Origin of the sequence: Pedobacter sp. Bi27 (assembly GCF_918698255.1) — a bacterium.
Lineage (GTDB): Bacteria > Bacteroidota > Bacteroidia > Sphingobacteriales > Sphingobacteriaceae > Pedobacter.
Genome location: NZ_CAKKMW010000010.1, coordinates 40,023 through 66,037, shown reverse-complemented (window position 1 = coordinate 66,037; position 26,015 = coordinate 40,023). Strand labels below are relative to the sequence as shown.

The window sequence follows — 26,015 nt, the reverse complement described above, 5'->3', positions numbered from 1 at the left end:
ATGTATAAAGGTGCCTAAATCACCAACAATTAAATGGTCTAATATTCTCTGATCGATGCATAAACACCAAAGGGTGTATTGCTTATGCCATAAAAAGGATGTAGTGTATAAACATGCTTTCCATCCTTCAATTGGAAAGATGCAGAATCAATTATGGATAGGTTTGTTAATAATTCCTCAGGTTTGCTCCTCAATGCGAGTTCGGTATCAGTATCGAAAGCCAACAATGTAGGCCCATAAAAAAAAGCAACTTTGTTCATGTCATCCCGCATGCGCTCGATTCTAAAGCGATAATCAAATACCAATTTAATCTGATCCTTGTTGCTCCATACCCTATCCAGCCGCACAAAAGAATTAGGAACAGCAGTTTGGGATTGCAAGCGCCCATTCACATAAATCTTCAGCTCATTTGCCCATGAAGGAACAAATAAGTTAACAGCGAACCGGATATCCTTTTCAGCTGAAAACGAAAATAAAACTTCCTTGTCTTGGGGGAAATTACCTGTTTGGTTAAGGATAAGCTTTTTTTCACGCCAATTGAGCTGGGAAGGGATATATTGATTGATCCAAAGGCTTGATGAATCCCTGAAATAAATATTGGAACTGAGGCCTGCAAATGCTTCTATTGCCGTTCCATTACAGCAACGAAAATCGTTTTCCTTTAAAAAAGCCTTGGTTCTTGGTGAGCCAAGCGGAAGGTGATAAACACAAGTCCCATTCTGATCATTCTGCGTAGGCAGTACTGCATTATAAAAAGCATTCATATAAGCATCGGCGTACGTTGACTTTCCTGTCCACTCGAACAGCTCAGCAGTAAGCTTTTGGGTATTATGGATAACGCATGATTCAGCAATCTCTTTCGTCATTGTGTTGCTCAGGTGCCCCGGCAGCCCCCAGTGCTCTGCAGAGAGCGAGGTTGGCGTAGTTACATTTGGGCGCGGACCACTACTTGATCCATTGACATAAGTATGGTCATGTTCAAGAATATTCCAAAAATTCACTACCGCATCATGATATGCTTGCTCACCGGTGAGCATATACCGTTGAGCAAAGCCATTAACCAAAACCAAATGGGTATTGGCATGCAGGTCGCTAAGAATGTCATGATTTTTAGAAAGCGGCTGCAGAAACCAATCCCTGTCAAATAGCTTTGCAAGCTCAAAATGCATTGGATTCTTTGTAATCTTATATAATTTGTATAATACCTCATTCATTGCCCCAGGTTCATTTTCGGGGTTTGCCGCTACGGTATAAAGCATTCTTTCAATGGTTTGATTATCAAGCTTTGACATCCTTAATTTCACATATCCTGCCATACCTTTAACGATTTCCAGTGCTTTTTGGTTACCAGTGTGTGCGTAAACATCTAAAAGCCCCTGCATCACTTTATGATAAGTATAATAAGGAGCCCAGACTCCAGTAAATTTTGTCTCCAGTTTCTCAAAATCAGATTCGGGAAATGCGCTGAGATATCCCCTGCCAAGGGCTTGCTGGCATTTGGCAAGCTCAGTAACCATATATTCGAGCCTTTTGGAGAGGACGGGCCCATGATACCTTTCAATCAACATCGAGACAGCCGAAAGGTAGTGGCCAACAAAATGACCACGTAAGCCGATATTGGGACTTTCCCAACCCTCCAATGCCTTTGCCGTCGATGGAAGTCCGGCATTTATCCTAAAATTATGAAGCAATCGATCGGCATCCAGAGAACCAATATAAGTGGTATTTAAGGCCTCCCTTTCGAGGATCCAAGACGCATTTAATTTTACATCCTTTGCCTGGAAAGCGGTGAGCTTAGCCCTACTTTGAGCATTTCCCAGCGTGCAGTTTACCAAAAGCAAAAACAATATGGCTAAACTTTTACCACTTAAACAGCTGTAGCAACGGGGATTATTCCTCCGCAAACCATCCTTAAACAGATAACCTAAGGTTCTGCCAGCTATCGTTTCTCCTAATATTTGGTTCATAATTATTTACAGTCTATAATATTGGAGAAACTTTATTTTTCTGTGGAGATAGAATCCGTTATACGAAAAAAGTCAAAGTCGGCCGCGCCCCCTATATTTTTTGTAGCATAATTAAACAAAGCAAAACGATAGCCCATGAAATGTGGAATGTCGTATTTCATCTTCAAAGGTCGCCCTATTGCTTTCCAAACTTTTCCATCAAGACTGTAAAAGAAACTCGCTTCATCTTTCCCGTTAAGCGCGTAAAGGTTATTGGCTTCATCGTTTTTTCCGGTAAAATCGCAATCGATTCTAAAGTAAATTTGGTCCTGATTCAATGGAATCCGGGTTACTTCGACAGGCTTATCATGACCGGTAGTGATCATTACTATCGATTTTTGACCCGCATCAATTTTAACGCCTACTGATCCATACTCTTTTTGGAAAGCTGAAAGTCCGGCAAAATCGCCGTCTTTCATTTTGGAAACATCAAGAGCAACAGAAGCTGAGCTGGTTGGACCAATAGTGCGTTGTGTAAGTGTATTCCTGGCCTGAAAAAAATCAGTGTCGATTCTTCCTGTTTTGAGGCGCAGAAATCCTTTTCTTTCAGTTACAGACCACAAGCTATTATCAGGGTTATGGTTCCATTGCCAAGCCAGCGGCAAAGCAGGTTCGCCTTTTTTACGGGTAAACTCATCAGAAGCCACAATACCAGGGATTAAACCTCTACTGGCCGGCAGGTCTAGCTGGTCTGGGACTTTACCATTTTCTGCTAATACAGGCCAGCCATCTTCCCATTTGACAGGAACGAGATAAGGAACGCGGCCAACAGCAGCATAATCGCGGAAAAGATAAGAGAACCAACGCCCATCGGGCGTGTTGATCAGTCCGCCTTGAGCAATTCCTCTATCCTGTAAGCCAACTTTTCCTTCCCAAGGGCCGTTGATATGATCTGCCCTATGTATAAGTACAGTTCGCATTCCACCGCGTGGTGCGCAAATATTAAATAAATAATATTTGTCTTTTACTTTAAATAATTGAGATCCTTCAGCTCCAAGACCTACTTCTTTGCCTGTTGGTGCACTGGCGTGCTCGATGAGCACCCGCTCCGGAACGCCTTGTTTAACTTCTGTTAGATCGTCATTTAATTCAACAATTTTTAGTCTTTCTGCATCATAAATTAAATATACCTTGCCGTCATCATCAAAAAACAAGGAATGGTCATGATACGCTGGCTTAAAAGAAATTCGTTCCCAATTTCCTTTTTCTATATCTTTCGTTTTAAAAATATACGTTTCACCTGTGGTTTGTGCAAAAGTACTTACATAATACATCCCCTTGTGATAGCGTAAACTACTTGCCCAGGTGCCTTTACTATAGGCGTTTTTTCCTTCTGTCAAATTTAGCGCCGGCACATCTGCCAAAGCATCATGGGCATAATTGATAATTTTCCAGTTGACAAGATCTGTCGATTTCATAATGGGTACACCGGGGCTCATGTGCATCGTTGTACTGCTCATGTAATAGTTATTGCCTACACGTACTATTGAAATATCCGGTACATCTGCATAAATAATGGGATTTTTGGCTTTTTGTGCGTATAAACACGGTACCATAAGGGTCACAATTAAGGCTATTATGCATAACCTGTAAACCGCTTTTTTCATATTTTCATTTGGGTTTTTCATTCTTTACCGATTTAATTGTAATTAGCATTAATAAGCCTGCAACCGGAATTAACGAATGAATTTCCATTCATCAAACAAAAAGCCATCCCCATTAAACACCAAATAAATATTCTCTACTCCTTTATCTATTTTCAGGTCCATTTTCTTTGAAAGTGTAGTCCATTCCTGCTCATCACATATTAGGGAAACTAAAGGACTACCTTTAAGATTATTTACATAAACATCAATTTTGCCTTTTCCTTTCACCCTGGCTTCGAATTTGGCAGGAATCTGTTTGCTAAAATCGGCTCCCCGCACCATAATACATTGTTGATCTGCTTTTCCTTTTGCAACCATATTGCCAGGGTTACCAACAGCTTCGAACTGAACTTGCCCCGAAGTGCCTGCAGTGGTTTCTGCCTGCTGAAGAACGAATGGATTTAATGGATTAAGTTGTGAGGGACCTTTAAAAGTTGCGTTGACCATGGGGATATTCACATTCTTTTCATCCACCTGTATTGGTTCGATGCCTACATTACGAAAACCACCCTTGGTACCAAAATAATCCTGTAAATACATGGCATGGTAAGCAATATAATATTTCCCTTTAAACTTGAACAGGTGAGTGTGGTTGTTTGTAAAAGGCCCCACGTTAATCTCGCCAGTATTCTTAAAGTAATTATCGCGATACTTCCAGCTCTCCGGACTTAAGGGTGTTTTACTCGTCATATATGACATGTTGCATTTGGTTGGTTTGTCGATATTGCTATAAGGCCATTCTGTGCGTTCTTCCCAATTTGTATTATAGGTGTAAACCCAGGTGCCGTTGATGAAATTAAGGTCGCTTGCCTCGAAGAAATAAGGGGCGGGTATTTTAGCAACATCGCTGGCCAAACTGATCATATCTTTCCCTAGTTTAACGATTCTGGAATTATCCGGCATGTATTTTGTTTTAGGTTTTCCAGCCCCAAAAGCCAGCCAGCCTATACCCTGATCGTCAATCACAACCCCAGGATCGAATGGAGCATCAACATCCACACCGGGAACAGAACGGTCGACTATGTTCTTTCCCAGTGGGTCTTTCCAGGGGCCAACAGGAGAAGTGGAAGTAAGCATGGCTGAGCCACCACCACCATTGGAGTAATACAGATAAAAGTGTGTCTTGCCATCTGCTTCCTTTCTGGATGTAATGGAAGGCGCCCAGGAATTCTGGCTCCATGGTGCCAGCTCGGCAGTATTGATAAGACCATGATAAGTCCAGTTAACCATATCATCGGAAGACATCATCACCAGTGTACGGATCCGCTCGTATGAATTTTTCCCATCTTTTCCTACATGCTCATACTGTTGATGATCATTAGTGGCATATACATAAATTCTTCCATTGTATTCTACAGCTGTTGGATCGGCCGTAAACATAAAATCTAATAAAGGATTGGCATTATTGGAGCTAAGTTTCGGCGAAACATTTGCGAATTTTTCTGCCAGGTTTTCTTTAACCATTTTCGGTTTACCTGCATTCGTCTGCGCTTTTGCGAATTCTCTGCCTCCCAGAAAAGCCATAACAACAGCTGTACTTAACAATACTTTTTTTCTAAACATGTTTTTTATTTATTTAACGAATACCCGTTAAAGGGCTTATTTTCAATTAATTAATTATCGTATCACAGAAATCTCTTTGTCATTAAACCTGGATTTCATCAGGCCATAGCGAACAAGCTCAGCAGACGCACAAAACCGGTCCATAAGCTTACCAAGACGGGGAAACGAAGTAACTTCTTGCCCCAAAGGGATTGTTCGCCGACAGCATTATTTAACGATATAGATCGGCAGTTGTCCTGGTGCTGCAAGAGAAGGTTTCGGCACAGGAGCATTTTTGCCCTTGATCAATAAATTATCGTAAAAAGGTGTACTGAGCTTTTTTCCGTCACCCGCAATCAGTCCTGCCATTCCTTGGGTGTACAAACTATCTGTTACTTGTAATACCTGCTTTTCATCAACGAATGCGCTGATAATAGATCCTTCGAATTGGAGTTTCAGGTTATGCCATTGGCTGTGGGTGATATTTGAAAGTTGTATTTCACCAAGCACCTTTTCTCCACCTGCGCTTTCATCGTTTTGTTTTTTGATAATTGCTTGTTGTTCAGCATCTCCGGTAAGTTCCTTTTTATCTTCTTTTCCCCTGGTTACAATTATGCTGCATTTGCCATTATCTTCAAGCTTTAGGTAATAGCCTTTTGGAATAAATCCATACCCAGTACCAACGTGGTTTACCCTGCCCATAACCCCGGCATTATCGCCTGCATTTAGATAAACATCAGCGCTTACTTCATAGTCCTTCCACTGCGCATCGCCTAAAATACTGTAAGGCCGCCAATCTGGTGCCCAGGAGTTGGTTCCCTCGGGAACAACCTGGCGCAGGCACTTGCCTTTTTTATCCGGGCGTTCAGTGATTTCAAACGCATCGACAATATCAGCAGTATAACGTGGTAAATACCCCCATGCTTTAGGCGAGGAATATTGCTCAAATGTTTCATAATATGGAAATGGGAAAGGCTTTGCATCGGGAATATTAACAAAGTTTCCTTTCTGTTGCCCTCTAGTGGTAGAAAGAGAGTAAACTGAATTGGGCGCTAAGGTAAGCGTAAATGCGCCCTTTGTTGGTTTTATATCAGCTTGCTGTACAAAATGCTCCTTCTCGTTACTACGCCATACGCAAAGTTGTTTTAGAGACAACCCCTCGCTGATCTGAAAACGGATTTGTTGTGGAGCTTTTGCGTTTTTTGTTTCGATAATGATGCTGTAGTCCTTTTCAGGCGACTTTAAGGTTACTAAAGTCCCACCACCTTTAAGCTTAACACTACCCCCATTCAGGTATTGCCATCCAACTTTCGAGAATTGCCCATAATGTGCATAACCCCACAAAGCCTCACGTACCTGGTAGTGCCCACTCCATGGCGACTGCGCCAGTACAGCAGCAGGATCTTCCGAATATGGCTCGATAGGATAAACGCCTGCAATATCATACCAATTCATTATCTTGGTAGCACCACTTTGAATAAAGTTCCGGTTGAAACACTCCACAATACTGATCAGGCAATCGAAGCCTTTCTTATAAACATGATCCTCGGTGTTCCAGATAGGTTTATCAAGTTTCCGAGCCATTTCCTGAACTTGTTGGGAAGCGGTATCTCCTTCATAAAATGTGTGAGCACTGATAATATCTATGGAGTTGCGAAGCTGCTCATCTTTAGACAGGTCCTTAACGAAGTCTAGTTTGTCTTTCCACCAGAGATCAAACCCATGAAGCTTAATTTTTTCAAAGCCATTGGCATTAAGGGTAGAACGGAGTGTCTTCGCAAAATTGTAGTCAGATCCCTTTTCATTGCGGCAGCCAATGGCATCTAATTCAAGGCCATAAACTTTACGAAGTCCCTGAAGCCATTTAACGTAATAGTCGGCTGCATCCTGCGACCAAAAATCCCCGTTCCCAACCCATCCGGGAGCGCTCCACGCGGTAGCATCGAGGCTAAGATCAGGATTGCGCTTTTTGGTTTCCTGTAAAATCCACCAGGTGTAACCCCGGGCGTAATCAAGATCGTTACGCGTGTGCATATGACTCGGCATAGACCCCTGTGTTGAATTACCATCGCCAGGAATCTCAACAAGCAGTGCGCTTACGGAAGCTCCAAATTTTGGTTTATAAAGGAAGTCGAGAATCTGACTGCGTTGGGGTTCGGGATAATCCTTCAGTAGTACCGATGTAGCGCCTCCCCCATTTACCACACCAATTCCATCGAAACGTTTTCCTCCGGCATTGCCCTGTAATTTCACCGTCTGGACAGCATCCTGATGCATGATTTGTTGTGCATTAGATTTAAAGAAAAATAAAAGAAGAATTAGCGGTAGTGAATTAAAAATTGCTTTCATGAATCGGTGTGATAAAATAAATAGGGCCGTTAACGGGCGTTGCTTTAGCTGGCACATGCTTGTCGCATGCGCCAGCTCGGGATCAGTTGTGCAATGCTAATCTAAAGGCAGTAAATATGTACAAAATGAGCAGATTGAAAATTTAAGTTTGATGTATTTATCTTTTATAATGCATTGTCTTTGCTCAGACAAAAGCCTATATAGCTATTTAACCGGTGTAAATTTGTACAATGTCACTCCATGCGCCGGAACCTTAACCGAAAGCGCCTCTTTGTTTGCATGGATCGTTGTAATATCTTTCTGACGCCAAAGATCACGCACCTTTTGCTTTCCTGAAATACCAAGCTTATTCAGATCCTTGTAAGCGATATCCACTTCCTCCAGACCGAAATTGCAAAAGCCTACTGCACGACTGCCGTCCTCCAATTCTTTTGCATAAATGCGCAGGTCTCCGATAGTCTGAATACAGGTAGCCTGTTTGCCAAGCGCATCCTGATTAACAGCAATCACTTCATCGTTTGTCAATAAATTCAGGGTAAAGGCATCTAGCTTTTCCATATCGCAACCAATTAGCAGCGGAGAAGAGAAAAGGCTCCAAAGACTGACGTGAAGATACTGCTCGTCTGGTCTAAGCAAGCTTGGATGAAGGTTACCCCAGCCTACATGTCCTACAACCAGCATGTCGGCATCGTTCCAGTTACCGGGTTTAGCCCAGGCTGCAGACTGATCCTGCGCTAATGCAATGCCTTTAACGTTAGACCAGTTGTCTGTAATATCATTTGTTGTACGCCAGCTGTTTCCGCCTACCGAATCGCCCCATTTCCAAACATCCGACATTCCGTACTGACACAAGCTGAAAACAATGTCGCGGGGTTGCTGACGGATATAATCTCCCATTATCTTGTATGGTTTGACGGCCGTAGACAATTGATAACCTCCATTATAAGATATGGAGACTACTTTGTTCGGGTCATTATCAGGGATTCCATTTAGCACTCCTCCATAGCTGCACCAATCGTATTTCAGATAATCGAAACCCCATTTGGCATAAGTTTCGGCATCTTGCTTTTCATAGCCATAACTACCGGCACCGCCATCACAGGTCCAGGGACCGGGGCTGGAATAAATACCGATCTTCAAACCGAGACCATGCACATAGTCTGTCAGGGCTTTCATATCTCCAAACCTTTTATTAGGAACTATATTACCAGCCTCGTCCCGCAGCTTACCTTGCAGGTCGGGATCTTTCGAATCGCGGTTATTTTGCCAGTACCCGTCAATATTTACATAATCCCATCCGTAATTTATAAGTCCGCTTTTCACCATTACCTCCGCAGCGCGCTTAACTTTCTCACCAGAAACTTCTCCAGCGAAACAATTCCAGCTATTCCAACCCATTGGCGGGCTAAGTGCAATTTTATCTCCACAGATAATGCGTAAACTTTTTTCGGCTATGCCTTTCGCATTCTTTGCGTTCAATTGAATAACGTAAGTGCCGGCTTTTACAAGCTTACCGGTGATGAGCCCTGTTTTTTGGTCCAGCTTTAGTCCCTGAGGCAAGCCCGTAACCACAAAGGTCATTGGTCGGTCTCCGGTGGCAGGTATCCTGAACTGAAACGGCGAGCCGGGACGGACACCGAAAACGCTTGCGCTATTAATCTTCGGTTTTGCCGATGGTTTAGGGGTAAGAATATAGGGCTCACTTGGGATAGGATAAAAAGTAGCAAAAGTTGATACGCCGACCGCCTCAAATTTTGCATCTGCCCAGTCGGCATGATCGCTGTCACCGTTTCCTGCGTCTGTTACCCGCAGCTCAAGTTTTTTCACACCCGAAAGCTTCACACTACATAGCCGGGCAATATCACCTTCATGCATTATACCGCTCGACCAAAGCTTCGCTCCATCTCCGTATACAACAAACTCTACGGAGGACGGACGCCCTTTCACCTCTTCATCAATGCCAACCTGCGCGGTAAACGAATTTGCCTTACCATCAATGTGAATAAAAAGAGAACTTTCCGCATGTGTACCAAAGCCACGCTCAAAGGTTTTGCCTGCGATGGTCATGATGTTGCCATCAACCGACCTGTTTTTTTTAGGTATGCCCCAGCCCTGTGTAGTTGGGCTGAGATCCAGTTCATCTAACCAAACAGTTTGTGCGGAAAGCGTACTTATGCTTATTAAGTTGAAGATAATAACGGAGACAAGCGTAAAAATGCTTTTACTTGCTGTATTCATTTTTAATTTATAATGGATAGGATGCATAAATGGTTTTTATAATCAGGTTTTGAGTCTGCACCCCCGAGCTGCTACCTACAATACTTTCTTTCTTGATATTCATTGTTGATCTAATTTGTGTGTGTATATAATTGCAATTAATTTTAAGTTTAAATTCATGGTTTTAGTGAGATTAACTATATGTAATAAGAGGTTATATCATAAATATAGATTTGTCATCCTGAGCTTGTCGAGGACCTGTTTAAATACGCTTTAAGGTGTTTCGACAGGCTCAACATGACAGCGTCTGGGCTAAAATCCCCTTTATGATACAACCTCTTTTTAAATTCAATGCTATACATGAACCTCTACAAAGCTGTATTTCTATTTAGTTAGAGTATCTCTTACTATTTACTTACCTCCTGCAATAAGGGCATCTAACATAGGTTGGTCCTTTACCACATTATTAGCTCTGTCTAACATAAAACCTATCTCCCAATAGAATGGCAGAATACCATTTGCTTTAGCCTGTTTGGTTAGATAATATGTCCAGTCATTTACAGACTTGTTGTGCATAGCCAGATCCTTAGGAAGATAATTCGGGTTGTTAATCGCATTCCTTCTCCAGGCTGCATATTCACCCAGCAGCACAGGGATACCTTTATCAACAAACTTCTGTTTAATATTTTTGAATTCTGTATCGATCACATCCTCTTCTCCATAGGTAGCGTTGCGTTCTGGCTCAATAGTAGAATGATTCCCTTTTCCCCAGTAGTAAACCATCTTGCCCCAAGTTGCATCCCCATCTGTTAGTATCGTAAATGTAGAAGGCGTGTAGTCATGCACCTCGACCATCAACTTATTAGCGATTTCGTCTTTCGGCATCGTATTCATCAAAGTAAAAGTTTTAGTAGGGTCAGTGCTGGGGCCCTGCACAACCAGCACCCGGTAACTGTTCCTGCCTCCGGTAGAACGAACCGCCTTGATGAATGTTTCGTGATAACCATTGAGTATGGCCATCTGCTCAGCATTTTCAACCGCAGGTTCATTCGTGCCGGCAAAAATTAGATGTTCGTCAAAATCACGCATGGTTGTAGCAATCTGCTCCCAAAGTGCTTTGAGTCTTGCATTAATTTCCTCTTGCTTTGCCGCATTGACATTATTTTCAAGCCAGCCATTATCTCCGTGCGTATTCAGCATCACATACATATCATTAGCTACACACCATCCAACTACTTCTTTCACACGGTTAAGCCATGCCTTGTCAATTTCTGCTTTACCGGGATCACTTAAATGACTCCAATTCCAGTTACAAGGAATCCGTACCGTATTGAATCCCATTTGCTTTACAAACTTCACATATGATTCAGTCAGTTTACTATTCTGCCACTCACCTTCTTTTGGGGATTCCATGGTATTGCCAAAATTTATTCCCAAATGCATTTTTGCCGCCAGTTGTACAGCTGTACTGCTCATACCGGTTGCATCGGGCGCTTTAGGTGTTAAATTATATGTTGGATATAAATTACCTACTTGTGTAATCTTAATTCTCCTGGCTTGGCCATTCCCAGATTTAATCGTAACCACACCATAACGCGATGCGCCTGTGCCATTACCAGAAAATTTTAGCTGTAACTGTGTAGCACCTGCTCCGCCCGCTGTAGTACCTATCTCTATCCAAGGTACTGCATCATTGATAATTGCTGTCCATGCGTCGTTGCTGGTAATCGTTACTTCTGTACGCTCGCCATCTGCCTGCGCCTTAATATCCAATGAAGAAACTTCCAGCTCTGCTGCAACTTCTGACTTCTTACAGGACGAGGAGAATAAGGCAATAACGATCAGGAAACCTAAAAATATCCCATAACTTCTATTTTTCATATTTATAATATTGTTCATTTTGGTTAGATTATAATTTATTTTTTCACGACCCTCAAATTGTCGAAGGCCCTTTTTTACGACCAGTCTTTTGAAAAAATTATTTCAACTTAGGTCAAAAACCTGATTTCTTTTCACTTCATGTTGAAGCTTTGCTGCATTATTGGCGGCCATATTGATCCCAGGAGCAAGGAATTTGGATGGCGTTGAAACCGATTTCTTAAGCCAGGTTGACATATGCCTGGGTAAGCCAGCATCCACTGCTTTTGGAATAGATTGTTTCCCGGCCAAACTTCCAGGTTCTTGTTTTTGGCACCTCGTAAACGTAGGGATGACGACGGTGCCGAAAGGATAATTTACTGTTCTCATATAGGGATATAATTGGTTTCTATTAAAAATTGATCAACAGAGGGGCACTTGCTACAATTTCCTTAACCAGATATTGCGATAGCTAATCGGTTCACTTTTATCTCCATGACTCTGTAACTTAATTGGTGAGGCGCCATGTTTTCTGTAGGTTGGCTGGCCTATATAAGGTGTATCTCCTTTAAGTATGGTCGCATTCTGCACGAGAATCCCATTGTGAAAAACTGTCGCTATAGCCGGTGATTTTACAGAACCGTCATCGTTAAACCGGGGAGCTGTCCAGGCGACATCATAGGTTTGCCATTCTCCTGGTTTTAAACAGGCATTTACCAATGGTGGCGATTGTTTGTAGAGACTACCGGCCTGCCCGTTTACATAGGTTTTATTGTCGTAATTGTCCAGTACCTGCAATTCGTACCCGCCAGCACCCCAGGGAAGAGCAGCCAGAAAAATGCCGCTGTTACCCCGGCCCTGGCCACTTCCGCTTATATTTTCTGGGATCCTGTATTCAATGTGAAGCTGAAAATCCATAAACTTCTCTTTTGTCTGGAGATCACCCACAGATTTATCTACTGTCATGATCCCATCAGATAACGTCCATTTTTTTGCCGAAGCAGTATCGCCTGAGTTTACCCACTGATCCAGATCTTTCCCGTCAAAAAGAAGTATGGCATCTGAAGGTGCTCCCCCAGGCACTTTAGCCGGACTTACCTTTGCGGGTACCGGGGTCCATACTTCCGTATCTTCTGGCTTAGCAGGTTGCTGTGCCTGAACGAGCAGTGCATTTATTATGAGTATCCCAACAATTAATATTGATCGTTTCATATTATTGATTGATTTTCTTTAGCTATTGATGTATTATTTATTTAATGATTTGATCCAGGTCGCAATTTTTTTTACCTCATCTTTTGGAACATTAGTCATTGGCGGCATCGGTGTAGAATAACCCGGCCAATGCTCCGGCTTAGGTGTATAAATCAAGCTTATTAGTTCCTCAACCGTGTACTTTTTGGTGGAAATCTCTTTAAAAGAGGGACCAACTTGTCGTTTATCTGAGTTGTGACAGGCCAGACAAGTATTTTTAGTTAGCAGCCCTTTCACCTGCTCATAAGTTGGAATTTTCACTACTGATGTTTTTCCACCTGATGAAGACTTTTTGCTTTGTGCCACAGGCAGCGTTTTAGTTGAGGCCGAATTTTTGGTACTTACTTCTGCAAGGCTAAGCGCTTTTCCTTCCGGAATATTATTTAAAGTATAATATGCTGTTGGATGTACCAGACTATAGTAGTGTTCTTGCGATCGGATACCATCCAAAGTAATGTTGTGAATATAGCCTTTGCGCAGGCCGGCTACAATAATTCGGGCAGTGAGGCCATCAGCTGAAACGCGAACGCCTTTTACGTTGCATTTTTGGCTATTTACCGGCGGACTTCCATACACGCTATGGTATTTATAAATAAAGCTTTCCACTGAATAGGAAGCAAGATCTAAGGCGTATTTCTTATCAACAGGTTTGGTGAACGCTATTTCAAACCCATCGGGCATGGCTTTGATGCTGTGCATTTCAAAAGGGATTTTGTTGTTCCAAACGAGTCGCTGGATCCCTTCTGTGGCCTCACCCGCCGAACCCCATCCCCTGTTGGTCTCGCCGGCGAACAATGATCCATCTTTCCCCCAAGCCAGACGCACGATACCTGACTGAAATCCACTTCTGAAAGGCCATGCGGCCCCCTGATATTCTCCGTTTATCTTTTCCATAAACACACGGCTAACCATACTCTGTCCCTGATCTCCCACCAGAAGCTGGCCAGCGAAAGGGCCAAAGGAGCCTTGAGGAATTTTTACGATCTCAGAATTTGAAATGCCCAAAATTCCGTGAGGCAGCCACACCGCGGGTATTTGCAGTTCAGGAAAGTTCTTCTTCATATCCATCTCGGTTACCACCTTTGCATTCACATCGTTCTCTGGCTTTACACTGTTTCCCTTACTGTCGTAAATCATTTTTGTCTCATTCTTAGCAAAGAACTGTTCTGTGGTCAATTTTATTGGAGACTGTGGCAGATTACCCCACACCAAGCTGGCTGGATGCCCCATAAATGCGCCTTTTTTTACTTGCATGATACTTCCGGAGCCAACCCAATCGCCTTGATTATCAGTATAAAAAAGCTGATCATCAATCATACTAATTCCGCAAGGCGAGCGCATACCAGCAGCCCAAGGCTCTACTCTTCCATCTTCAAAAATATGGAGTGCCCAGCCCCTCCATGGAACCATACTTGTCGGGTTCCACCAGGTTGGCGGAAATCCAAGATTTAGGGTTACAAAAAAAGATCCATCGGCAGCCAGCTTAGGGCCAAAACTATACTCATGGTAATTTCCTGATAGTGGCCAAGCGTATATGGTTTCAAAATCATCGGCCACTCCATCGTTGTTGGTATCTGTCATTTTGGTAAGTTCACCTCGCTGAACACAATAAAACGATCCGTTTTTATAGGCAAGTCCCAGTACTTCATGAAGGCCCGAAGCAAACTTTTGAAATGTTGGTTTCAATGAAGACGGATTTTTCACAATAAAAACATCCCCCCTCCTGGTAGTAACACCCAAATCGCCGTTAGGCAATGTACAGAGTCCGCCCACTTCGAGAATTGCTCCTTCGGGAGCGGGCACTTTCATGATCTTAAAATAATCTTCTTCCTTTGGCGATTCTGCCTGAGCAAAGCAGCTTATTGACATCAATATAACTGTCATTGTCAACAGGCACGAAATACCGTTTTTATAATTAAAAAAAATATTCATCGGGTTATTGGTTAAAAAGAATAGCGTAAACGATCTTACTTTTGAATGGAACAAGGAGCTCCTGAGTTCCCTGTATGGTTCTAATGATAGGCTTCAATGCGGCTTCATCTGCAACAGAAATGGAATAAGCTTTATCTGCAATAACATATTTACCATCTTTCTGTTCGATGACGTTTGCTTTGGCGAGACACAGGTATAAATCATTGGCACTGCCATCTGGCTCAATTTCACGTCGAATGCCCTGGCCACCATCAATGACCCTGGTTGCATCTTTAACACTCAATCCGTATGTAAGGTATTTAAACACTGGCAGACCGGATGCATCTAGTGTATAACCCTTTGGTTTGAAGCCCGAACCTACTGTGTCTTTTTTAAACTCGCTTTGTAGTGTTTCCAACTGCTGAATCTGGGGTATTGCATCGCCGATCTGGATTGCCTTTCCGAGTGGCCGTGAAGAACCATCACCCCTATCATGCCACATTGGTGTGGCATCCAGAAATCCTCCTTTCCACAATAGTACCAATTGGCCATTGTCGGCGTCGTAGGTATAATGCACTTGCAACGGACTACCTATGCTTATGGCATGCGTAACCCGTTTACCACCATTAAGATCAATAAAACTCCTGAGCAGGATATTGCGTTCTGCCTTAATGATTATTGGCTCAACTTTGGTCTCCTGCGCAATAGCCGGCCTGCCTGTAAAACAAAAGGCCGATGCACAGGCAATGAAAAAATAAGAATATAAATTCATGCTTATCTATAATATTTGGTTAATTAAGTGTGTTGTGTTGGTTTCGCATTATCTTTAAAATTGGGCTACTGACCGGTTCATAACTTATCAATAGTATTAGTGATTAATGAAGCTTTGTGTGCACGCCACCTTACTCCTTTTTTTGCATTTCTCATAATTAGTAAGAAGTCTGGATAAGCTTCTTTTGGATAATTGGTTATTAGACTCAAAACTAGGTCAAGGATACCATTTGGAATAGATCAGATCTTTCAATTTCCGCAAGAAATGTTACACTAGCGTTATATTGAGCGCTAAAAACCTTTTTTTGCTAAATAATAGCATTTGAATTGGAAATATTTTTATCCGATTTTTTTCCTGATCCGTAAATTGGTAAGCACTGATTGGGGTGCTTTTTTTATTGTAAACCCAGACAGATGCATAAGCTATAACACTGTCGTCATCCGATAGCTATCGGATCCCGCGCAGGCGGAAATCACGAGGTGCTCAGCGAAGCTAATCTTAAAGCGGTCATTATTCTTGCCTCGGCGCAGTCTTGCCTCAGCTCACCGCCGCCGAAGGGGCTCTTTCTTTATCCTTGATGATAAAGAAACAAACAATCAAGGCTTGCATCGTTTTTTATGTGATCATATTGTTTTTTATAGGTATAAAAGATTGCTGCGCAATTCTTGTAAAAACCTACGGAAATCTTAATTGTGGCAGTATCGAGGCTCTTACCCAGGCTTATCCAAGCACACCCGCTTGATCCTGCCTTGGGCTGTGGGGTAATGAGGGGAACTGCACAGATTTCCGTGCTTTTTCCTGCGAAAATCTGCTATGCCGGATAGCAGGGAGCAGATAGCAGGATGCAGTAATTTGTTTTTTAGCCCTTTCCCTTTCAGGGGAAAGGTGCCGATAGACGGATAGGGGTTTAAGGCGCCCGCTATAATACGGTGGTGATTCTACTACAACAATAAATCCGTCATTGCGATGAGGCTTTTTCAGCCGAGGAAGCAATCTTACCACTATGGGTTATCTGCGATAGATAGGCAGTCACTCCGTCGTTTGCTTCTACAATTTTCTGTCATCCTGAGGCACTAAGGATCTTTTACCAAAAGATTCTTCACTGCGTTCAGAATGATAATTGTAGATTTTCCCCCTTGCTCGGCCTTGCCTCGGCTCACCGCCGCCGAAGGGGCTCCTACCTTTTTCTTGATAAAAAGGTAACCAAACCTGAGCGTAGCGAAAGCATGACTACCTATGAAACAACAACTAAGAAGGCATAAATCAAGGCTTGCACCGTTTTTTATGTGATTGTATTGTTTTTTATAGGTATAAAAGATTGCTGCGCAATTCTTGTAAAAACCTACGGAAACCTTAATTGCGGCAGCATCGAGGCTCTTACCCTGGCTTATCCCAGCACACCCGCTTGATCCTGCCTTGCGCTGTGGGGTAATGAGGGGAAATGCACAGATTTCCGTGCTTTTTCCTGCGAAAATCTGCTATGCCGGATAGCAGGGAGCAGATAGCAGGATGCGGTAATTTGTTTTTTAGCCCTTTCCCTTTCAGGGAAAGGTGCCGATAGGCGGATAGGGGTTTAAAGCGCACACTAGTATCAACAGTTGTAAGATTGCTTTCGCGAAAGATCGACACAGGCTGTCGGCTAAAAAAGCCTTCTCGCATCCAATAACTATCGGATGACGAGTGCTTTTATTTAGTTTTACAATTCAAATACGGTAAAGGAATAAGGTTTTAGTTCGAAAGATTTAAGATTCGAAAAATCCATAGCTGTTTTTATAGGTTGGATTTTGTAATCGCCCGGAAGACCTGATATTTCTTTTTTAATTACTTGTTTGCTCACAGCACTTAACTTGGACAGATCAATATTAGTCTTAACTGCGACTGGAAGCATATTTACAATTTTGATGAATAATTTTCCTGATTTTTGGTCGCGGGTAATGGAGTACGCCACCCGCTTAATTACATCTTCTCTCTTCACTGAAAAATCAACCCGTGCAGGAATGAATTCATCTCCTACGTTTTGACCGTAAAGCTGTTGCACGTAATATCCAATGGTGGGCTTAATTTCTGTATTATTAAAATAGATCAGATCAGGATTCCACTGCGTATGTTTTTCCTTTGCCAACAATGGTGCATAGGAGGCCATAGATACCACATCTCCATTGCGCTCCAGGGAAGTGAGATACAACGCTTCAGCTAAAGCGGTTTCCAGGTTTGTCCTATTTCCCCCTGGGAGGCTTGCCGCATACTCTCCCAGATATACCTTTGATTTACTGCGGTCATATTTGTCATAGAAATCCTGATTGTTTATAAACCAGCCTGGTGGACGATAGTAATGTTCGTCTATCATATCAACCTTCATTTCGTTGGCAAAAGCCCAACCTTCCTCATAATCTGTGCCTTCAAAAAATGGCCCTGCAGTTCCAATAATGGTTATTTCAGGATGTGCTTTTTTAAGTGCTTTATAGATCATGGCGAAATGCTCACGAAAGACGTCTGTTATCTGGTCTTCATTGCCGATGCCGATATATTTTAAATTAAATGGTTTCGGATGCCCTGCTGCTGCACGTTCCTTCCCCCATTTTGTATTTGTGGCTCCATTACAGTATTCAACTAAATCAATAATATCCTGAATATAGGCAGGCATATCTGCCATCGGGATTCCGCCCTGTTGTCCGCCTCCATTGGCTCCTGAGTTTTGGCAGGGCACCCCAGCAGCAATAACAGGCACTGGTGCTGCACCAATATCTTCACAAAACTGGAGGTACTCAAAGTATCCCAGTCCCATACTCTGGTGATAGCCCCACAAATTGCGGTCGGGAACCCGGGCCTGTAAGGCTCCGATTGTATTTTTCCATCTGTAAATGTTATGGATCCCATCTCCGTGGGCCACACATCCACCGGGAAAACGCACAAAACGCGGTTTTATCGCTGCAATTGTATCTGCGAGGTCTGCTCTAAGGCCATTTCGGCGATTTTTGAAGGTGTTTTGGGGAAATAGTGAAATCATGTCGAGATCAATACGGCCATTCTGTAATGGCCACAATTGCAAACTAACATCCGACGCTGAAACCGATGATTTAAGTGTTGTTTTTATTTCCTTCCAGGATTTTGAACTGCAACTGATCAATCCCTTTGAAAGCAAGCCATATTTTTCACTAACGAGCCTTACTTCAAACGACTTCTTTCCTTCTGCAACCCGGACAAAACTGGAAAACAGGTAATTTTCTCCTTTTTTTAGTGCAATTCCGTCATAACCAGCATTCGATAATGAACTACCATCAACCGTTAAATTTAGTGCCGCATAATGTGGGTTATTCGGGTGTAGTGGCTGATCTGTTCGAATTGCAAAATCTCCTTCTTTGCCTTTGAATGTCCAGGAATGATTGCTGTTCCATTTTGTATCATGGTTTTCTTTATCTGATGGCTGGTATTCGAAGTCACGATTTTGAATCAGTTCACCATAAAGCCCGCCATCTGCTGCATAGTTGATATCTTCGAAAAATATCCCTGTTAACAGCTTGCTTATGGCTTTAGCTTTTTCAGGCTCGGCCGAAATATGCAGCTCGGGCTTTGTTAAGTTTGCAAAACGTACCGGATCTTCTTTGGTTGTCTCCGCATCTTGCCGTGCCTTGAAATTCCTGAGCTCCGCAGCTTTATTCAACGCTTCAACCACCGCCCATTTAACACGGTGTAACTGTCCGCTTACCGGATTGTTTTGAATGGTAGTGGTGATGGTATTACTTTTATAGGCAGAGAGGGGTACTTCCTTTGCCGGACTATAGGTTTTGAAGTCTTTTGTTTCTGTCTGAAAATAGGCGCCCTCACTATCTGTGTATACAATCTGATAAATGTCGAGATCTTTATGGTAACTAATCACAGGACGAAGGATATTCTTACCTTTTTCAAAAAGGGGATAACCTTGCGGCCCCCAGTCAATCAGATTTCTTGTTTGGGCATGGGCAAATTGCTTTACCCGATCATTTAAGCTCCATACACATTGCCAAACTCCCCCGCGCCCCTGAATGACATATGGAGCAAACATTTTTTTATCTGATCCCCAGCGGCCAAAGTCTGAGCGAAGATAAACCTGTCCTGTTCCAACAGGTGTCCAATTATTTCGGTCATCACTCCATGCAAACCGTAATCCATCATTGACGTATGAAAACAGGTAAACAGAATCAGCTGCAGCATGTTGCGTTGGTTCTGTTGCAAATGAGTTTCTGCTAAACAGCAGAAACACCAGCACTATAGATAGCTTACTTAATTTCATACAAAACGCAGCTATGAGGTTTAAGATTTACGGTTATTTGTTTTCCATCATTCTGAACAATTTTCCCTGTCCAGCTATCTGTAACTTTAGCTATTTTAGTTATCCCTAAATCTGAGTGTTTTACAGAAATTTCCTTTAGATCTGGTTCATCAGAAAGATTGAACAGGGCGAGATAATGTTGTCCGGTTTTAGCATTCGTTGATGTTACCGCAACTTTCTTGCGATCGTTAAAAAGAAATTTTACATCCGTACTTTCTCTATGCATCTTAAGCACAGCTTTATTGGTAAGCAGCGAAGTGGTAAAGGGATCCAGACTCGGCATATCACCACCAAACATCAGGGGTGAGCGGAATATGGTGAAGAAGGTCATCAGCACTTGCTGCTCATCTTTGGTCAATCTGCTTGCACGGTCGCCGCCTCTTTCTCCGCGAATGGAAATTCTACCCAAAGGAATCATATCGCAATCAGGCCAGGTTCCGGGCTTAATATAAGGCGCCCATGGCTGGGCAACATTAATCAGGTGCGTAATATGTGGCCAGGTATCCCATACATCATCCACCATTCGCCACATATTTGCATGTTGTTGAACGTGTTCTGCTTTTTCTATCGGCGTTTCGCCTGGTGAAGTGCTCAGCACAATCGGGCGACCAGTTTTATCGATTGCTTTTCTGATGAGTTCAATTTCGCCCTGATGATAAGGACGGGAAAGATCATCTATTTTAATAAAGTCGACACCCCAACTGGCGTAAAGTTCCATTATTGAATCATAATATTCCTGGGCACCGGGTTTTGTCGCATCCACTGTATAATTGTCTGTAAGCCATTTGCATTGCAAAGCAGTGCTATAGATCTGATCGGCAGTGTATTTTGTACCCTTAATTGGCATCTTTTCTTTAACGGCAAGCGTAGGGATGCCGCGCATAATATGAATACCGAATTTTAATCCCTTAGCATGTATATATTTTGCCAGGTTTTTAAAACCCTGTCCATCTGCTGCTGAGGGGAACCGGTTCAAAGCAGGCAGATAACGGCCAAATTTATCAATTACATATTTCGGATCCGTTTGGTTATACCCCCCTGCTTTATCATTTTCCACAAACCAGCGGATATCTACAACGATATATTCCCATCCGAAAGATTTCAATTTGGAAGCCATGTAATCTGTATTGGCTTTTACTTCGGCTTCTGTAACAGAAGATCCGTAACAGTCCCAGCTATTCCAGCCCATTGGGGGAGTCTTCGCCCAATTCTTAAAATTCTGCTGTGCGTAAGTTTGATCAATTGTGAAGATTGAACAAAGTAAAAGCAATACTGATGTTATTCTTTTCATGCGTTTTATATTTGGTCTTTCACAAATATAAATAATAAACGTTAAAACAACGATTATAATCAGATCATTTAACGCACACCAAGAATAATATTATCCAAGCCGCAACACCAATGTCGTTAAATTAAAGGCTTTTAACCACGGATGTACACAGATGAACACGGATTTTCATATCTGTGTGCACCCCTCCTATCTGTGATTAAATTATTTTTGCTTGTGCCGAATGGCTTAACTTAATAACATTTTAGTAACGCTACAACCGGGGCTAAGCAGCTCAGACAATGTTTCTTTTTTTGGCTTGCAGGGTGCACCTAACTTTGTACCTAAACCCGACAGCAGCGGTTCCGATCCTTCATCGGAATTAGCGAATGGCGGGACTGAGCGCCCCCAAGAACCACAGGCCACTCATTTCCAAATAAGAATATCTTTTATTTCCGTCGGTGAGACACCAACCGATAGGATAAATGTCGTTAAGTTAAGGGCTTTTAACCACAGATGTACACAGATAAACACGGATTTTCATATCTGTGTACATCCTTTCTATCTGTTGTTAATTATTTTTGCTTGTGCCGAATAAATTAACTTAATAACATCGAGCCGCAACGCAGCTGTGTTTTTATTTAATTCAACACCATCAATCAATCATCCTGTCCGAAAGGCGCAAGGAGCTGTTTTTAGTCCGAATCCTTTGTTTTCGCTCTATATTCTGAAGGAAGTAACTGGTATTTTTCCCTGAATGCCTTTGCAAAATAGTTAGGGGTGCTAAAACCGACCATATAACAGATTTCAGAAATGGTTTTACTACTTTTCTCCAATAAAACAGCGGCTTTCTCGAGCTTAACAGACCTGATAAAATCAACTGGGGTTTTACCGGTAACCCGTAAGCACTTTCTGTATAACGATACCCTACTGATCATCATATGTTTACTCAGATCTTCCACTGATAATTGAGGCTTATGGAGATTGTCTTCAATGTAAAGCAATGCGGTGTTCAGGAATTTCACATCATCGGATTCTATTTCCATTTCCGGCGATGCCATACTCACCTGTCTGGAATAAGTTTTTTTAAAGGTTTGATTCAGTGTGAGCAGGTTCTTGATTTTGGAATGTAAAATCTCAAAATTAAAGGGTTTGGTCATGTAATCGTTCGCTCCTATTTCTAACCCTTTTAGCTGTTCTTCTTCACCCGTTAAAGCCGTTAAAAGAATAATCGGGATATGCTTTGTCCGCTCGTCTGATTTTAATTTCCCACAAAGCTCATTGCCATTCATTTCTGGCATACTGATATCGGAAACGATCAGATCTGGATGTAGAGCAAGCGCCTTTTGCCAGCCTTCCTTACCATTTGATGCCTCTTCGATTTTATAAAAAACCCTCAGGTTATCTTTAAGGTAAAACCTAAAATCCTCATTATCCTCAACCAACAGAATGAGAGGGGCATTTTTTACGCGGAGACGCTTGTCGGCAGATTCTTTTTCTCCATCTTTTTTATCTGGTGCGGCATCTGGCACATCATCATCCTCAAGATGTTTTTGCTCCTGCCCGGAAATGGCAAGGGGTACAAGATTTAAGGATAATGTAAAACAACTCCCCAAACCAGGTTCGCTTTTTACTACTATTTCGCCACCGTGCATTTTGACAAACTCTCTGGTGATGGAAAGGCCTATCCCTGAACCCTGGTTGAGAATGGAAGAAGAAGTATCATTTTGGAAAAACCGTTCGAATATTTTTTCCTGTTTATCTTTTGGAATACCAATCCCCGAGTCCATCACTTTTAACTCCAATGAAACCCTGCCATCTCCTGGTTTACCATCCAGTATTTCTAGCTCAACACCTACTGTTCCGCCTGTAGGTGTAAATTTAAATGCGTTCGAAAGTAAATTGAACAATATCCGCTCTATCTTATCCTGATCATATGATACATATAAATTCTCTATGGTGCTTTTAAAAGTAAGTTTGATCTGCTTCCGTTCTGCCAGATCATAAAAAGAATCTGTTGCATCTTTAATGAAGGAAACAATTTCGCCATCGCTATTATTTAACCGTAGTTCCTGCTCTTCCATTTTACGGAAATCGAGCAGTTGGTTTACCAGGTTTAATAACCGCCGTGCATTTCTTTTGATCATGGCCAGCTGACCGTGCCTTTCCTTCTCTTTAGATTCGATCAAAAGTTTGTCTACGGGAGCCAGGATCAGGGAAATAGGCGTCCTGAACTCGTGACTCAGGTTGGTTAAAAATTTAATTTTTAACAGGTCAAGTTCCCGTAACCTTTCAGCCTCCTTACGGTCTTGCTCGCGTAATTGCCGGGCTTGGATCCTTTCCTGTACCAAAGCAAACTCCCGCCTTAATTTATTGATCCCCCTTCTCCTAATAAATAGCAACAGGCAACCAACGGCCAAAACATACAGGATATACGCCCATGTTGTGCGCCAGAAGGGAGGTAAAATGGTAATTTTCAATTGTGATTCGACCAGGAGCGCAGCGTCGTTTTCGTTAAAGGCTTTTACATGGAGTGTGTATTCTCCGGGATCGAGATTTGTAAAAGTAGCTTTACGGCTTTCTGAAGGTACTGTAAGCCAACGTTTATCGAATCCTTCCAGACTGTATTTATAGATTACCTTTTGGGGATTAAGATAATTGAGCAACGCAAACTGGACCGAAAAGATATTCTCCTTATAGGTGAGGGTTAAATTCTTAAGTTCTGTTATGGTTTCGGGCAGAATAATATGCCCGTTTATCTTTTCGCCAACGCTCACCTTATGGTAAAATACCTCCAGATCGGTCATGACCAATGCTGATGGAAACTGGCTGTTCTTGATCTGCCCTGCCCTGAAAATATTGAAGCCGTTTGGCCCTCCAAAAACCAGTTCGCCGGCCTTAGTTTTGAGTACTGCATTGATGTTGAACTGCGTATTCTGCAACCCGTCTGATTTGTTGTATTTACTGTACCTGAACTTATAGGTTTCCCCCTGAGCAATTACCGAAATTTTATAAAGCCCTTTAAGGGAACTGTACCAGATATTGTGATCCTCATCTTCGATAAGTGAAAGTACTGTATTTTCAGGCAGGCCAACCTCTTCGCTTAAATTAGTGAACTTTCTGCTTAAAGGATTGTATATGCTTATCCCTTCTCTTGTGCCTATCCAAATCCATCCCCTGCTATCATTGGTGATTGAATTTACGACGCCCTGTATCAGGGAATTGGTATCTTTGCTGTTGTTTTTAAAATAGCTAAACTTAGTGGTTTTTGCATCCAGGATATTCAGCCCTGCCGTGGTGCCGATTAAGATGTTTTTGTTTTTATCTTCGTACAAACAGGTAACCACATAAGCATTTAATGTATTTTTAACCGAAGGGTTGAAGTGTTTAAATTTTCCGGTACTACGGTCAAGTAAATTTAGCCCACCGTTTAGGGTGCCTACCCAGAGCCTGTTGGAAGAATCTTCCAGCAAAGCATAAATCCGGTTATCTGAAATACTCAAGGGATCAGCGCTGTGCTTAAAATTCGTAAACTTCTTCCCGTCAAAAGAATCAAGGCCTCCTAAATAGGTACCGATCCATAAAACACCTGAATGATCAATAGTAAGGCTGATCACAATATCACTGCTTAAAGAATTACTGCCGACAGGATTATTACGGTACCTTTTTATTTCGCCTGTACTTCTATTTAAGTACAACAGGCCTGCTCCGTTTGTTCCGATCCACAGGTTGCCTTTGTTGTCCTCTGCAAATGAATTAACATCCTCGTTTAGCGCATTTTTCCCAGTTAGATACTGATTTAAGGGGAATTTATAAATACTTTTATGGTAATAAGAGATCCCTTTTTTATAGGTCCCAACCCACACTATTCCGTTATTATCTTTATATAGGGCGGCTACACTATTATCAATTAAGCTCTTCGGATCATCTTCTTTACTTAAAATATAGGTTAACTTGTGGGTATACTTGTCCAGGATATTAATTCCGCCATGATCGGTCCCTATCCAGATTTTGCCATCGTCGCCCTCAATTACCTTACTTACGTTATTCGAGCTTAATCCCGATTGATCCTGCTTTTTTCCAAAATAACTAAACTGTTGGCTTGCCACATTTAGGTAATATAGACCGAAAGGGTTACCCCTGCTATAAATAAAAATATTGCCTTCCGAATCGCGGTTGAGATTGAAAGAATTTACCTGCTCACCAAACCGTTTGTTGATGGCAAAATACCTGTTTGTTACCCTGCGGTTCTTTAAGTTGAACTTATCAAGAACACCATTGGTATAAATAACCCATAAATTGCCTTTTTCGTCATCAATAACATCGCTTATCTGATCAGCATATAATGAATTGGGTATGCCCTTCTGATGCCCATACCTGATGGTTGCATGAGTTTTTGGATCATAGCAAAAAATACCCAGGTTTTCGATCAGGAAATAGAGCTTGCCGCTATTATTGGTTTTTATCGCCTTCAGGTACCCACCAGGAAGTTTATACTTTTTAAGGTGTTTATCCTGGAACCGTTCAAACTTTTCGGTTGAGGGACTGTAAATACTAAAACCACCACCAGAGGCAATCCATAACTGTTTTTCCGGCCCCTCAAATATATCTAAGATATAACCCTCCGGGATACTGGTACTATCCTTCGAACTGTGTTTAAATATCTTGAATTCGTGTCCATCATAGCGGTTCAGGCCAGACAGGGTGCCGAACCACATAAATCCCTTGTTATCTTTATATATGGCATTTACCTGATTATCTGATAGGCCATTAGCAATGTTGAGGTGAGAAAACTGATATACGTTTTCTTGCGCAAAAAGAGAATTACACAAGATAGATACAAAGATCAAAGCAAAAAACCGGTACATATGTTACTGTAATATAGATT

At 42.1% G+C, this 26,015-nt stretch carries 13 protein-coding genes; all 13 read right to left on the bottom strand.

The features are described from left to right. Nucleotides 1–38: 38 nt before the first annotated feature. Nucleotides 39–1,967: a beta-L-arabinofuranosidase domain-containing protein gene (locus tag LQ227_RS23880; protein ID WP_230151509.1), complete on the bottom strand. Its 1,929-nt coding sequence runs from the start codon at nucleotides 1,965–1,967 to the stop codon at nucleotides 39–41. A 32-nt stretch (nucleotides 1,968–1,999) separates the two neighbouring features. Beyond that, the gene (locus LQ227_RS23875; RefSeq protein ID WP_230151506.1) at nucleotides 2,000–3,634 is read right to left on the bottom strand and encodes a glycoside hydrolase 43 family protein; all 1,635 of its coding nucleotides are present in this window, start codon (nucleotides 3,632–3,634) and stop codon (nucleotides 2,000–2,002) included. 48 nt (nucleotides 3,635–3,682) lie between these two features. Beyond that, on the bottom strand, nucleotides 3,683–5,215 hold the full coding sequence (locus LQ227_RS23870) for a glycoside hydrolase family 43 protein (RefSeq protein WP_230151504.1): 1,533 nt from the start codon (nucleotides 5,213–5,215) through the stop codon (nucleotides 3,683–3,685). Between the two features lie 207 nt (nucleotides 5,216–5,422). Continuing rightward, nucleotides 5,423–7,543, bottom strand: coding sequence for a hypothetical protein (locus LQ227_RS23865; RefSeq protein WP_230151502.1), 2,121 nt, complete (start codon nucleotides 7,541–7,543; stop codon nucleotides 5,423–5,425). A gap of 204 nt (nucleotides 7,544–7,747) precedes the next feature. Further along, complete coding sequence (locus tag LQ227_RS23860; RefSeq protein ID WP_230151500.1) at nucleotides 7,748–9,781, bottom strand: NPCBM/NEW2 domain-containing protein; 2,034 nt, start codon at nucleotides 9,779–9,781, stop codon at nucleotides 7,748–7,750. A gap of 390 nt (nucleotides 9,782–10,171) precedes the next feature. After that, complete coding sequence (locus tag LQ227_RS23855; RefSeq protein ID WP_230146184.1) at nucleotides 10,172–11,659, bottom strand: cellulase family glycosylhydrolase; 1,488 nt, start codon at nucleotides 11,657–11,659, stop codon at nucleotides 10,172–10,174. An 84-nt stretch (nucleotides 11,660–11,743) separates the two neighbouring features. After that, a complete protein-coding gene (locus LQ227_RS23850; RefSeq protein WP_230151498.1) occupies nucleotides 11,744–12,007 on the bottom strand; it encodes a hypothetical protein in 264 nt (87 codons plus the stop codon). A gap of 51 nt (nucleotides 12,008–12,058) precedes the next feature. After that, on the bottom strand, nucleotides 12,059–12,829 hold the full coding sequence (locus LQ227_RS23845; protein ID WP_230151495.1) for a DUF1080 domain-containing protein: 771 nt from the start codon (nucleotides 12,827–12,829) through the stop codon (nucleotides 12,059–12,061). A 33-nt stretch (nucleotides 12,830–12,862) separates the two neighbouring features. After that, the gene (locus tag LQ227_RS23840; RefSeq protein WP_230146181.1) at nucleotides 12,863–14,800 is read right to left on the bottom strand and encodes a c-type cytochrome; all 1,938 of its coding nucleotides are present in this window, start codon (nucleotides 14,798–14,800) and stop codon (nucleotides 12,863–12,865) included. Nucleotides 14,801–14,804: 4 nt separating this feature from the next. Further along, nucleotides 14,805–15,551, bottom strand: coding sequence for a hypothetical protein (locus LQ227_RS23835; protein WP_230146180.1), 747 nt, complete (start codon nucleotides 15,549–15,551; stop codon nucleotides 14,805–14,807). 1,696 nt (nucleotides 15,552–17,247) lie between these two features. Beyond that, a complete protein-coding gene (locus tag LQ227_RS23830) occupies nucleotides 17,248–19,821 on the bottom strand; it encodes an alpha-L-arabinofuranosidase C-terminal domain-containing protein (protein ID WP_230146179.1) in 2,574 nt (857 codons plus the stop codon). Further along, nucleotides 19,808–21,151, bottom strand: coding sequence for a glycoside hydrolase family 27 protein (locus LQ227_RS23825; protein WP_230151485.1), 1,344 nt, complete (start codon nucleotides 21,149–21,151; stop codon nucleotides 19,808–19,810). The genes LQ227_RS23830 and LQ227_RS23825 overlap by 14 nt, the downstream gene beginning before the upstream one ends. Nucleotides 21,152–21,822: 671 nt before the next feature. Then, nucleotides 21,823–25,995, bottom strand: a complete 4,173-nt coding sequence (locus LQ227_RS23820; protein ID WP_230151481.1) for a two-component regulator propeller domain-containing protein — start codon at nucleotides 25,993–25,995, stop codon at nucleotides 21,823–21,825. Nucleotides 25,996–26,015: the final 20 nt, after the last annotated feature.

Excerpts from the sequence above, each read along its gene's own strand:
- LQ227_RS23880 (WP_230151509.1), bottom strand. The coding sequence starts at position 1,967 with ATGAACCAAATATTAGGAGAAACGATAGCTGGCAGAACCTTAGGTTAT.
- LQ227_RS23875 (WP_230151506.1), bottom strand. The coding sequence starts at position 3,634 with ATGAAAAACCCAAATGAAAATATGAAAAAAGCGGTTTACAGGTTATGC.
- LQ227_RS23870 (WP_230151504.1), bottom strand. The coding sequence starts at position 5,215 with ATGTTTAGAAAAAAAGTATTGTTAAGTACAGCTGTTGTTATGGCTTTT.
- LQ227_RS23865 (WP_230151502.1), bottom strand. The coding sequence starts at position 7,543 with ATGAAAGCAATTTTTAATTCACTACCGCTAATTCTTCTTTTATTTTTC.
- LQ227_RS23860 (WP_230151500.1), bottom strand. The coding sequence starts at position 9,781 with ATGAATACAGCAAGTAAAAGCATTTTTACGCTTGTCTCCGTTATTATC.
- LQ227_RS23855 (WP_230146184.1), bottom strand. The coding sequence starts at position 11,659 with ATGAACAATATTATAAATATGAAAAATAGAAGTTATGGGATATTTTTA.
- LQ227_RS23850 (WP_230151498.1), bottom strand. The coding sequence starts at position 12,007 with ATGAGAACAGTAAATTATCCTTTCGGCACCGTCGTCATCCCTACGTTT.
- LQ227_RS23845 (WP_230151495.1), bottom strand. The coding sequence starts at position 12,829 with ATGAAACGATCAATATTAATTGTTGGGATACTCATAATAAATGCACTG.
- LQ227_RS23840 (WP_230146181.1), bottom strand. The coding sequence starts at position 14,800 with ATGAATATTTTTTTTAATTATAAAAACGGTATTTCGTGCCTGTTGACA.
- LQ227_RS23835 (WP_230146180.1), bottom strand. The coding sequence starts at position 15,551 with ATGAATTTATATTCTTATTTTTTCATTGCCTGTGCATCGGCCTTTTGT.
- LQ227_RS23830 (WP_230146179.1), bottom strand. The coding sequence starts at position 19,821 with ATGAAATTAAGTAAGCTATCTATAGTGCTGGTGTTTCTGCTGTTTAGC.
- LQ227_RS23825 (WP_230151485.1), bottom strand. The coding sequence starts at position 21,151 with ATGAAAAGAATAACATCAGTATTGCTTTTACTTTGTTCAATCTTCACA.
- LQ227_RS23820 (WP_230151481.1), bottom strand. The coding sequence starts at position 25,995 with ATGTACCGGTTTTTTGCTTTGATCTTTGTATCTATCTTGTGTAATTCT.